The sequence below is a fragment of the Methanococcoides burtonii DSM 6242 genome (assembly GCF_000013725.1).
In the GTDB taxonomy this organism is placed as follows: Archaea; Halobacteriota; Methanosarcinia; order Methanosarcinales; family Methanosarcinaceae; genus Methanococcoides; species Methanococcoides burtonii.
The window spans coordinates 500,362-512,628 of record NC_007955.1; the positions used below are offsets into that span (position 1 = coordinate 500,362).

Annotated in this window: 7 protein-coding genes and 1 pseudogene; 3 read left to right on the plus strand and 5 right to left on the minus strand. The window is 43.3% G+C overall.

The features are described 5' to 3' along the window. The first annotated feature begins 413 nt into the window (after positions 1 to 413). Positions 414 to 1,535 carry a hypothetical protein gene (locus tag MBUR_RS02565; RefSeq protein ID WP_011498650.1) on the plus strand — a complete coding sequence of 374 codons (1,122 nt, stop codon included), beginning with the start codon at positions 414 to 416 and terminating at the stop codon, positions 1,533 to 1,535. A 107-nt stretch (positions 1,536 to 1,642) separates the two neighbouring features. On the opposite strand, the pseudogene MBUR_RS14610 reads toward MBUR_RS02565, so the two are convergent. From MBUR_RS14610 to MBUR_RS02590, 5 genes and pseudogenes are all read right to left on the minus strand, one after another. Beyond that, a pseudogene (locus tag MBUR_RS14610) lies at positions 1,643 to 3,134 on the minus strand (N-6 DNA methylase). Beyond that, positions 3,127 to 4,578 carry an RNA-binding domain-containing protein gene (locus MBUR_RS02575; protein WP_011498651.1) on the minus strand — a complete coding sequence of 484 codons (1,452 nt, stop codon included), beginning with the start codon at positions 4,576 to 4,578 and terminating at the stop codon, positions 3,127 to 3,129. Before MBUR_RS02575 ends, MBUR_RS14610 begins: the two are co-directional and overlap by 8 nt. Next, positions 4,575 to 6,092, minus strand: a complete 1,518-nt coding sequence (locus MBUR_RS02580; RefSeq protein WP_232221981.1) for a restriction endonuclease subunit S — start codon at positions 6,090 to 6,092, stop codon at positions 4,575 to 4,577. Before MBUR_RS02580 ends, MBUR_RS02575 begins: the two co-directional genes overlap by 4 nt. A gap of 160 nt (positions 6,093 to 6,252) precedes the next feature. Beyond that, positions 6,253 to 9,009: a type I restriction-modification enzyme R subunit C-terminal domain-containing protein gene (locus tag MBUR_RS02585; protein ID WP_011498653.1), complete on the minus strand. Its 2,757-nt coding sequence runs from the start codon at positions 9,007 to 9,009 to the stop codon at positions 6,253 to 6,255. Positions 9,010 to 9,169: 160 nt separating this feature from the next. Next, entirely contained in the window at positions 9,170 to 11,071 is a 1,902-nt protein-coding gene (locus MBUR_RS02590) for a sensor histidine kinase (protein WP_011498654.1), read from the minus strand. Positions 11,072 to 11,387: 316 nt separating this feature from the next. Between MBUR_RS02590 and MBUR_RS13295 the strand changes: the two genes are divergently transcribed. Both MBUR_RS13295 and MBUR_RS02595 read left to right on the plus strand, forming a co-directional pair. Beyond that, complete coding sequence (locus MBUR_RS13295) at positions 11,388 to 11,579, plus strand: ATP-binding protein (protein ID WP_394295785.1); 192 nt, start codon at positions 11,388 to 11,390, stop codon at positions 11,577 to 11,579. Between the two features lie 67 nt (positions 11,580 to 11,646). Beyond that, the gene (locus MBUR_RS02595) at positions 11,647 to 12,204 is read left to right on the plus strand and encodes a CBS domain-containing protein (protein WP_011498656.1); all 558 of its coding nucleotides are present in this window, start codon (positions 11,647 to 11,649) and stop codon (positions 12,202 to 12,204) included. Positions 12,205 to 12,267: the final 63 nt, after the last annotated feature.

Genomic DNA, 12,267 nt, shown 5'->3' on the forward strand with positions numbered 1-12,267 from the left:
ATATGGACTAATAGTAAGACATATTCACTTATGCTAATTATGTTCACGTAGATAATAGCCTAATAACCAGTATTTTGAGCCCCATCTATATCCTTTATAAACAAAGAATACCATTGGCGATATTTCAATCATCAATTCTGTTTCTACCAGTACTTGGTTGTGGCGGTAAAAATGATTTAATAAGTCCCCATTATAAATCGGAAAGTTCTTCAAATTTCATTAATACCCCATACAGATAATTGTATGAAGTAGTATTTAGAGTTTTGAAATGGAATGATTAGTATCCCGAAATGTTCCAGATCAGATGCATCTGTTTACACTCCACCAATTTTTAAATAAGTTATTCAAAATTCAGAAACATTTAATAGTCATTAATATCAAACTTTACATTAAAAATTATAAGGTGGGGTCATATGAAATTGAAAGATAGTCTATGGATGATATGTGTTATTGTAGTATTATTGTTATCTTTAACATCTAATGCAAGTGCATCCAGTATGTTCGAAAGTGGTAGCCTGGTAATCATCAATGAAACTGTCGAAGATGATGTTTACATTGCGGGGGACACCCTGATAGTGAATGGGGATGTCCTTGGAGATGTTGTGGCTGCCGGAGGTACTCTGCAGATCACCGGGAACGTTTCCGGGGATCTCATTGTTACTGCAGGTGATGTGACAATTACCGGCATTATCGGCGATGATGTAAGGGTCGCCTGTGGAACATTCGAACTTAGCGGCCAGATAGGTGACGATCTTCTGGTAGCTGCCGGCACAGTGTCCACAACTGAGACTGCAAACATTGGTGGTGATACGACCATAAGAAGTGGCGATGCAGATCTTGGAGGAAACTTCGGAGGTTTACTTGAGGTCTCAGCAGGTTCACTGGTACTTTCCGGTAATGTCGAAGGAGATGCAAAACTGGATTCGGCCGATATAACGATACAACCTGATTCAAGCGTAAAAGGTAATCTGGAATACACTGCTCCCAAAGAAATACCAATACCTACCGGTACTGTAGGGGAAGATATCAAATTTGACAGAGGAGGAGAACGCGGTGACAGGTCCGATGCTGATGGAGTGTTCAAAGGGATAGCCATCATTGGAAAGATCGCATATTATTCCATCCTGTTCGCCCTGGGTGTAATTTCCATTCTGGTCTTCCCACAAAAGACCGAAAAGATCGCAAAGAACATACAGAAAGAACCTTTGAAGAAGATCGCAGTAGGACTGCTGATACTGATAGGCTCATTCATGGGAATAATCGTCCTGTTAATAACCATCATCGGGATCCCAATTGCACTTCTTTTGCTATTGCTGCTAGCCATTGTTCTGATGATAGCAAAGATATACACTGCAATGTGGATCGGAGAGGCATCGTTCGAAAAAGCAGGGTTCAAGTATAACCAATGGACTACACTGGCATTTGGGCTCCTTATAGTACTGATATTAACAGAACTACCATTTATAGGCGGACTCATTGGTCTTCTGGTTACACTGATAGCAATGGGAAGTATGTACTTTGCATTGAAGAATTGATGCAGGGGACGTACTTTTTACTTTTTTACACAATCCGACTTGATCGTGAAAATCAATTTCTACCAGAAAAAGGGCTGTCTGCATAAGCAGACAACATCATCAGACCCTCACTCACAGTCCCCATTGATCACTACCATGATCTCCCTGAAGCTTTCAAGTGATGCTTCAATATTCTCGATGATCTCATTCGCGAGAACATCCGGATCAGGCAGGTTATCTAGGTCAGCCAGACTTGCATCCTTGAGCCAGAATATATCCAGATTCGTTTTGTCCCTTGCCACGATCTCATCATAGGCGAACTTACGGAATCTTCCTTCCGGAGTTTCTTCGCTCCAGCTTTCCTGACGATCGAAGCGGTCTTCAGTATTGTAGCACTGGATAAAGTCTTCCAGATCGGAGAATTTCAGAGGGTTCTTTTTAAGCGTGTGATGTACGTTGGTCCGGTAGTCGTATATCCATACTTCCTTTGTCCACGGCTCTTTAGCTGCGGGTTTTGCTTCAAAGAAAAGCACGTTCGCCTTGACACCATTCGCATAGAAGATGCCTGTGGGCAGGCGAAGGATCGTATGCAGGTCGGTGGTCTCAAGGAGCTTCTTGCGCAATACTTCCCCTGCACCGCCTTCGAAGAGAACATTATCCGGCAGGACCACTGCTGCCTGACCGCCTGCTTTGAGGATGGTGTGGATGTGCTGCACAAAGTTGAGCTGCTTATTACCTGTGGTCACCCAGAAATCCTGTCGGTTGTAGGTGAGGGCTTCTTTTTCAAGCTCTCCTGCATCGTTGGTGAAGGTCATGCTGCTCTTCTTGCCGAATGGTGGATTGGTAAGAATATAATCGTAACGTTCCCCTGAATCAGCTATGAGTGCATCAGAATTGGATATCGAAGGCTCTCCGTCGATCTCCCCGATGTTGTGCAGGAACAAGTTCATCAGTGCCAGCCTTCGAGTTCCAGCAACGATCTCATTGCCACCAAAGGTCTTGTTCTTCAGGAACCGGCTCTGCTCCCGGTCCATCTGATTATGCAATGTAAGGAAGTCATAGGCTGCCAAAAAGAACCCACCTGTACCACAAGCAGGGGTCACCTATTGTCTTCATGGGTTCAGGACGTATGCATTCCACCATCGTCCTGATAAGCGCTCGCGGAGTGAAATACTGCCCGGCTCCGCTTTTGGTATCCTCTGCGTTCTTCTGCAAAAGCCCCTCGTAGATCTCGCCCTTGGTGTCAACACCCATCATCACCCAGCTTTCCTTATCGATCATGTCAATGACCTTGTAAAGCATGGCAGGATCGCTGACCTTGTTCTGTGCCTTGAGGAATATCTGCCCCATCATCCCCGGCTTTTTCGCCAGCTCCTCCAGCAGCATCTTGTAATGAGTGTCAAGCTCAGCCCCACGCTTTTGCTTCAACACGTCCCACCTGTATTCCTCAGGTATCCCGATATCCCGATCATAAGGCGGCTTCCTGTATTCCTCCGCCATCTTCAGGAATATGAGATATGTCAGCTGCTCCAGATAATCGCCATAGCTCACTCCCCCGTCACGCAGGACATTACAGAAGCTCCAGACCTTGGAGACAATGGATGATGTATTTTCAGACATTTTTTTGATCCTTGATATGTGAGTAGTATTTTTGATTTGGGCTATTTGGTTTATCTGGAATTATCATATGAAGAACACCAGATTCCAGAAGAGGTTTTAAAATAAATTTCCTGAAATACTCCCTATGTGTTAATTGCAAATGCTCCATAATTTCGCTGGTTGTTCTAGGCTCTTCGCAAAATTCGATTATCAATTCCTGTTTCTCAACTTGCGCGGTAGCTTGCGCGGTAGCTTGCGCGGTAGCTTGCGCGGTAGCTTGCGCGGTAGCTTGAGGGGTAACAGGAATAATCGTCTTGAAAATATCTCCTTCTATAAATTGTGTATCGTTGCCACCGGAATATATCCTTGTGTATTTATGAAGATTGCGAACTCCTGAACCCAGTTCTTCAGCTCTTCCGATCTCTTTGAAAACGCGGGCAATTACCGGATTTTTGGGATAGGGTGTGAAATTAGAAGGATTAATCAAACCATGACCATGCGGACGGTTCCCATTTTCCGTTACGACCTGATCCTTTTCAATGATGAATTTTGCAGGAAAATTGTTCAGGTATTCCCTGTGGATGAGTATGTTTGCAGCAACTTCCCTGAAAATATTATCACGCAGGCTGATCCTCTGGTCCTTTTCAAGATGGAACGGGTCTGGCAAATGTTTTGCAACAAAAGCCATCAGCCTATCATAACTTTCGATCAGATTGGTGCGGATGTCATCCCTATCATCATAGCGGTCAAGGTTGACCCTTCGGAGAATGGCATCGGTACGATATTGAGGCAGTATGCTCTGGATCACTTCATCTTTCCCAAACAACAGGACTGCTGCAAGAGTATATCCTTCCTTTCCGCTCTGGTAATCACGTTGATATAGACGTGCACTGCTCAGGATCTCCTCATCACTCATAACACCCCACGGATGATTTGGATTTTCAGCACGAACCATTTTCCTTACCCTCTGGAAAAGGTCACTTCGGAGATCATTTATTCTAACATAAGGATAAATGCGATTTTCTGAGAACGAACTCTGTTTACGAATATACAAATGAGCCACAGAATCCGACTGATTCGTTATATTCATATCTCCATCTTCATTCCTGTCAAATATCTTCCCGTTACAGTGATGGACCTGAGAACTTTCAGGAATATTAAGATAAAGAACGAACTTCTCATCAATGACAATGGTCTCCGGCAAAATATACAAAGGCGGGTTGATCTTCTGCGGATTGTTCAGCGCAGTTACCAGATCCTTTTTGATCTGTGGCAAAGCATCCTCATCGATCCCCGTAACGATTCCATCATCCCGAACTCCCAGAACAATATGCCCGCCACTGCGATTCAGGAATGCACAAACGCTGTCATAAACATCCTTGTTCAGCTTGTTCCTGCACTCCTTAAATTCCACAGTAAGCCCTTCACCATCCCTGATGATGCCTTTCAATTGCTCCGAGATCATGCTTTCCCCTTCTTACCACTGCCCGCCTTTTCCGCTCGAATTTTCTCCAGCAAAACCTCAGCCGGCTCCCAATCCGGAGCACTGCGCACTTCTTCCAGCTCCCTCTCATTGAGCAACTTCCCCTCGAATGCCTTCTTCAAGATGCTCTGCCGCAGTGCCTCGGCTATTTTGAGGTTGTCTTCGATATCCTGCTCGACCTTATCACAAACTGAAAGGCGGGTTTCGATTTCGGTGACGATAGCTTGTTGTTCTTCGAGGGAAAATAATGGGAAAGGATATTCTTGTAAATATTTTGTTGAAACTCTTGGCAGATTCACTCCACTTGAGTTATGTGTCATATCATTAACAAATTTGTATGATAAGAAATAATATTTTGAATAATTTAAGTCTAAAGAAGGAATAGATTCAAAGACAAGAATATCTGTAGAACATACTCCATCTTCATTAGCTAAATAAACTTTATTCAAATAAGGTCGGAGTTTCCCATAAAGAAGATCTCCTTTTTTAAAACTATTCTTTACGGTGTTAATCACATCAATCTTAACTTCATCTGTCAAAGTTCCTTGATTTTTGCTAATATGTTCTAGACCGATGTAGAATAAAGATTCACCTGAACCAGTATGTTTATCTGACTTTAAATGATGAAGTTCGCCTAACCTAGTCCATCCATATCCATTTGGCAACGTTGGCAGTTCAGCCAGCTCGGTTTCTGTAAATGGTTCAATTTTTTTGAGCTTTTTGGGTTTCGTGGGTTTTTTACCTTCCTTCCCTGCATCTTCCCACTCTTTAACCGCCCTCTTCCACTCATCCAGCTTCTCGTTATAACTTTCTTCCCGCTCCACCTGAATCTGCTCCAGCAAAGCCTTTGCATCCGGCAGATCGGTCTGCTGCTCCCGCCACTGCCTCGTAAGCTCCCCCTCAAAAGCCTTTTTCAGCACCGACTGCCGGTACACCTTGAGCTGCTGCTGTGCTAATTTGAGGTTGGCAATGCCGTTGTCCAGCTCGCTGAAGAGTTGCTCGATCTTGGAGACTATGGCACGCTGCTCGGGGAGTGGTGGGACACATAAAGGCAACTCGGCAAAAGCCTTGCCTGATAATTCTTTAAAAGTAGTGCCACTTGCTCTTCCTTCTGCAAGTTGTTTTATGGATTTTAAATAGTAATACAGAAAATCACGGTTTAGAGCTTCACTTGGAATGAGAGTTTTAAATCCTTGATTTGTGCATAATTCATTTCCTGCAATTGCTATGTAACCAATAGGTGCTCTTGAAGAAAATAACACGCTTCCTTTGGGTATTAGTCTGGCAGAAGAATTTTTCAAACCAAGATGAGTTATGCTTTTTCTCCCTTTGTAGATGTACTTTTCAGAGTATCCTGATAAATCAGCTGGAGTTATCCACAAAATATCTTCGCCCCAATATTCAGGAACTTTTGTTTTTGGTGTCCCTCCAGAAACGACCTGACCAAAATCGCTTAGAACTCCTTTTACCCAATCATCACCCAACTTTTCACCCAACCGATTCTTCACTTTCATCTTTCAGCAGAAACATATTTTGTAGTTTTGTAAGTTCATTTCTCCGAACTTTACACCGTACTTATCTCCGAACCTTTCTCCGAACTTTACCCCACAGTTTTCCCCACAGTATTACCACAGTTTTCCCCACAGTCATACATCCTCACGCCGCCAATGCCTCATTCAATTCACTAATAACCACATTCATCTCATTACCAAAAAGCTGGTACATCCTGCCACGGCCTCCCATAGCATCGAAAGGGGTGTAATCGAGGTCTTCGAGTTCCAGGTGGAAACTGGTGGATACGTAATCCTTTATCATTCGGAGCCAGTTCATCTGGTCTTCATTGAACTTGAGGGTTCCGGCCTGTTTGCTGAATACCCAGTCCTGGAAGTTCCTGTTCACGGTCAGGTCGTAGGCTGTGAGAACGGGGTCGATCTCGGTAACCCTGCGGATAAGGGATACGAGGGCTGTAAGCTCGTTCTTGGGGGAGTTGCCGCTGACCTTTTCCAGTTGCTCGTAGGCCTGCCAGACCCTTGAGGGTGCGATGTGGGGTCTTTCCAGCTTTAGTTTCTCCAGCACTTCCTTAATCATTTTGAAGGTCACATCCCTGCGCTGGTAGGGCTGGTTGTAGAAGATGTTGAGGGCTGTGATCTCATCCTTGTTGGCTTCCATATAGGCTTTGAAATCACTGATAAGCTCATCTGCTTTTACAACGGCGTCCTTGTCCCACTCGGCCCTGAGAACTGTATCGAGATTCACCGTATCGATTATCTGGTCATGCACCCTGCGTACATTCTCGATATACTCGTTAAGCTCTCCTGAAAAGGTCGATCTGGCAACATCGATCAGTTCCTGTTGTGCCTGCTCCTGTAACTCCTGTTCAGGCATCTGGGGTTGCTGCTGCTTTATACCGGCAGCTCTGGCATCGATTATGTCAGGATTGTAGGCACTGAACAAGTCCCTTATAGCCGCACTGATATCCTTTCCGTTGGCCTTTTCAGCAAAAGTTGCCCTCTCATCCTCGGTGATCTGTTTGTTCAGCCTTGCCAAACGGCTTGCAAGTGAAATATAAAGGTCTTCATCCTGAGCACCAAACGTTACCGCTTCCAGCAGGGCCTTCAGGGAAATTCCTTTTTTGCGCTCCAGCGGTCTGCTGTCGGTCTTGATGTTCTTTGTAACGCCCACGGCATCCACTATCACAAAATGCGTCTTGGCCGAAATTGTCGATGGTGTCACTTTTTTAAGGTCATCGAAACCCATGGTCCGCGTGCCTCTACCCTTCATCTGCTCGAAATAGTTCCGGCTTTTCACATCCCTCATGAACAACAAACATTCCAGCGGCTTAACATCCGTACCGGTAGCTATCATATCCACCGTCACAGCAATTCTTGGATTGTAATCATTACGGAACTGCGACAGCACCGACTTCGGGTCTTCCTCGACCTTGTAGGTCACCTTCTTGCAAAAAGCATTACCTTCCCCGAACTCTTCCCGCACGATCTGTATAATATCATCCGCATGGCTATCGGTCTTGGCAAAGATCAGTGTCTTTGGAACCTCCTCTCTTCCCGGGAATATCTCAGGCAGCTTATCCCTGAAGGTCCTGACCACATTTCGTATCTGGCTTGGGTTGACAACATCCCTGTCAAGCTTATTGCCAGCATATGTATAATCCTCATCAAGCTGTTCCCAGCGCTTCCTGCGGGTAAGCTTCTCCCGCCTGTCCACAAACTCTTTGGCTTTGATCTGAGAACCGTTCTTAGTTATCTCGGTCTCAATGGTGTACACATCATAGCCGACATTCACGCCATCGGCCACCGCTTCTTCATGACCGTACTCGCTAACCACATTCTCATTGAAAAAACCAAAGGTACGCTTATCCGGGGTCGCTGTCAGGCCGATAAGGAACGAATCGAAATAATCAATGAACTGCTGCCACAAGTTGTAGATGGAACGGTGGCACTCATCAACCACAATAAAATCAAACTCCTCAATAGGAATATTCTCATTATAGACAACCGGAAGCGGTTCCTTTTTCTGCCAGTCCTTCTCAGCAGGATTCTGCGTTTCGGCTTCATCGTCCAGCTCCTCACCCTTAAGGATGGAATACAAATGCTGGATGGTGGAAATACACACCTGACTGTCCGAAGAGATATAATTTGAACGTAAACGCTGCACATTATACAGCTCAGTGAATTTACGATTATCGTCATTTGGCATATAGGCCATGAATTCCTGCTCTGCCTGCTCCCCCAGATTTCTGGTATCAACAAGGAACAGTATCTTTTTAGCATCCGCATATTTTAGCAAGCGGTAAATGAAAGTGACAGCAGTATAGGTTTTCCCGGAACCTGTCGCCATCTGTACCAAAGCCTTTGGTCGATTGTCCTTGAAGGACCTCTCCAGATTTTCAATTGCCATTATCTGGCAATCACGCAGACCCTCGGTCTTCAATTCAGGTAGAGAAAGTAACCTTTCCCTTAATGAAATCTCCTTTTTAAGATAGGGAGCGAATGTCTCCGGCCGATGGAAAGAGAAAACTTGTCTGGACCGTGGTTTAGGATCACGCTGGTCAGTATATCTGGTCAGCTTTCCAGTACTCTCATAAATAAAAGGAAGCGGATCATTTTTCAGGTATTTCAGTTTGCTCGTAGCATATTCACCTGCCTGCTCTTCAACAACGGTCAGATGGTGACCTTCCTCATTCTTTTTAGCTTCAATGATACCAACAGGTCTTTTGTTAACAAAAAGTACATAATCAGCCGGTCCCACCTCGGTCGAATACTCCTTAACAGCAATGCCACGGGAAGCATTCCAATCAACCTCATTTTTATTCAAAACTTTCCAGCCAGAATCTGTGAGTTTCTTATCGATACTATCCCTGGCTTTCTGTTCCGGATTCTGATTATCACTCATAAACTTCTGCTCACTGGAGTTTTTAGCTCTTATTATCTGGGATCAAGCTACTTATAATCACATTCGCTCATTCTAGTAACAGTTTTATAGTCTTAATTGATATAAAAATCATTTCATTTATATTTTCAAAAGGACTTATTAAAAAAGCTCATTCCTCATTTCAACCAACTTCCTCACCATCCCTAACCTTTGGAAGCCTGATATGAACAGTGGTCCCCTTATGGGGTTCGCTCTCGATCCAGATCTCACCGGAATGAGCATCCACTATCTTTTTACAGATGTAAAGACCCAGACCGGTTCCGCCGTATTTTCGTCTTATGGACGAATCGATCTGGTAGAACTTCTTGAACAGGTTCGGGATCAGTTCTTTGGGGATGCCGATGCCAGTGTCACTGACAGTGAGGTGAAGATAATTTTCGTCATCAAATACTCCAAGGATGATCATACCACCGGGAGGAGTGAACTTGATGGCGTTATCAACGATGTTGTTCAGCATATCGACCAGGCGGGCCTCATCGGCTTCGATGGTAGGGAGATCTGAAGGTATTTTCTTTTCGATATGGAGATCGTTTTCTTCAACGAGCATGATGGTATCCATAATGGTGTTGCTTATTATTTTTGCTATATAGCATTCTTTAAAGTCGTATTCAATGATCTCTGCCTGTGCCTGGCTTATATATAGCAGGGAATCTACCAAACGCCTGAGTCTGTCTGCATTGCGTAGTACGGTCTCAAGGGATGTCTTTTGTGAGCCGTTGATATCACCCAGGGACTCATCATACAAATTCTGAGTATAGCCTTTGATGCTGGTAAGCGGTGTCCTTAGCTCATGGCTGACATTTGAGAGGAAAACGTCCTTCATCTGGTCCAGTGATTTGAGCTCCTTATTTGCTTTTTCCAGATCATTCGAATAGATCTGTAGCGAATCAAGGATGTCATTCAAGCCAGAGGGAATCTTCCTGAAATCAACTCCCACATCAGCCTCAGCCCTTCTGTTCAGATCACCTTTCAGGGCAGACTTAGAGATATCTTCAAAATTGGAAATGATCTCGTTTATCGGACGGGTTATGGATATCGCAACGAGATAGGCTGCACCGGCCATAAAAATAAGTGCAATCGATGAGATGAGTATAAGTTCATTCCGCAGGGCTCTGACATCTGCAAGCATGTCCTCTTTCGGGATCACCAGAATAAAAGAATAATTGCCTGTACGTACCGGTTCATAGAATATGATCACATCTTCCCCTGTGGTCGGGTCAACTGTCTCTATATGTCCCCCTTGCCCAACACGAATATTATCCGCCATAAACGTTATTTCAGAGTCATTGAGATCATTAAGGGTCTTTTTACCGATCCAATCCTTATGCACAGGATGGGATAATAGCATTCCAGTATTGCTTGTAGTGAATGCATAACCAGTCTCAAAAGCAGTAACATTTGATACTATCTCATCAATATAGTTAAGGGATACATCAACACCTCCAATACCAATGAACTCGCCATCCCTTATTATTGGAGACACATAGCTCACAATAAGCTCGCCCTGATACAGGTATGACTCTGTCAGTACTTCCTGCTCAAGCTGTTTTGGCAATTGATAATAATCAGAGATTTCATAGTATAGAAGGGGTTCCATGAATATGGTACCACCAATTTTGTTCCAGTATGGCACAAGCCGACCTGTGGAATCATAACCTTCAGTACCGGCATATTCAGCATCCTTTCCATCAAACGCATTGGGTTCAAAAGCTGTATAGGTACCGATCAGATTGGGATTATCAATGAGTATTTCCTTTAGAATATCATTGACCTCTTCCCTGTCAGAGGAATTGTAAACTGTCAGCGTACTTGCAATTGTTCTTGCCATTGCCATGTTAGATTGCATATCTGAGTTGAACTTGTTTGCATAATTGCTTGCCTTCTCAATAGACTTCTTATATGCAAGGTCTTCATGCTGGGATGTGCTGGTAGAAATAATGATAGCTGTGGTAGCAGCCATTACTAAAAGAACGCTTAATCCTATGTATATGATCAATTTTATTTTTAACGGTACTTCATCCATTTTTATGCCAATGCCATCTCGTTAATTTAAAGAAAAGATATACCAGAAACACTGCTCTAAAAGGATCTCAACGAAATAAGCGATACTTTGAGGGTAATCACACTAATCCACAATATCGATTTTATTTTTGTTATCAGAAGTATAAATATTTTGTCAGTGGAATTACTTCAAAGTTCAAGTAGATACTCTATAATCTGTTAAGCAATGCACATAAATTCACACCTGATAATGGATATATCGTTAATCAGCCAAGATAAATGATGAACTGCTCTATGTTAGTGTAAAAGATTCGGGAATTGGAATTGCTAAAGAAAATATTGGAGTTATTTTTAGTCCTTTCAAACAGCTCGAAGAAATGTCTTCAAAGGCTCAGCAAGGAACATGGCTTGGTCTTACACTTGTAAAACGTTTTGTAGAAATGCATGGTGGTTCAATATGGGTGAAATCTGAAGTTAATGCAGGTAGTAATTTTACGTTCACTATTCATTTGAAAAGCGAGACCGAGTAAGAAGTAATATTATTAGATTGTTAACGGGTCAAATTCCTTAAATACTATAATTACTATCAGTAATATTATGCAACTTCCAACACCTGAAAGGCTCAGGCAAAAAAGGCTCGATCTGGCCCTTACTCAAAGCGAGCTTGCAAAGCGTGCCGGTGTCAGTCAACCTCTTATTGCACGTATTGAAGCAGGTGATGTCGATCCAAGGTTATCGACACTTAGGAAGATATGTACTGCTTTTGAAGAAGTAGAGAAGAAAAAAGTGCTGGCAAGAGATATCATGCACACGCTTGTTATTTTTGTATCTTCTGAGGATTCGGTCGAATCCGCTGTGCATCTGATGGAAGAAAATGGTTTTTCACAGGTACCGGTCATCGACCAGGGAGTTCCTGTAGGCAGTATTTCCGAGGATACTATTATCAAGGTCATGACCGACAGAAAAGCATCGGATATTTCCCAGATGAGGATAAGAGATATCATGGGTGATGCATTTCCAACAGTTTCACCTACTACTGAACTTAATGAGATATCACATATGCTTGAGAGAAATCCGGCAGTCCTTGTAGTTGAGAAAGGAGTTACTACAGGATTCGTTACAAAACATGATGTGATCAAGCTATTGCATGGCTAAAATAGACTTGAAAGCATATTTATATTTGCTTAAATAATAAACATTATATTTATAATCAATATA

What these genes read in the sequence shown, in the direction of transcription:
- MBUR_RS02565 (WP_011498650.1), top strand. Translation starts at nt 414, where the DNA reads ATGAAATTGAAAGATAGTCTATGGATGATATGTGTTATTGTAGTATTA.
- MBUR_RS02575 (WP_011498651.1), bottom strand. Translation starts at nt 4,578, where the DNA reads ATGATCTCGGAGCAATTGAAAGGCATCATCAGGGATGGTGAAGGGCTT.
- MBUR_RS02585 (WP_011498653.1), bottom strand. Translation starts at nt 9,009, where the DNA reads ATGAGTGATAATCAGAATCCGGAACAGAAAGCCAGGGATAGTATCGAT.
- MBUR_RS02590 (WP_011498654.1), bottom strand. Translation starts at nt 11,071, where the DNA reads ATGGATGAAGTACCGTTAAAAATAAAATTGATCATATACATAGGATTA.
- MBUR_RS02595 (WP_011498656.1), top strand. Translation starts at nt 11,647, where the DNA reads ATGCAACTTCCAACACCTGAAAGGCTCAGGCAAAAAAGGCTCGATCTG.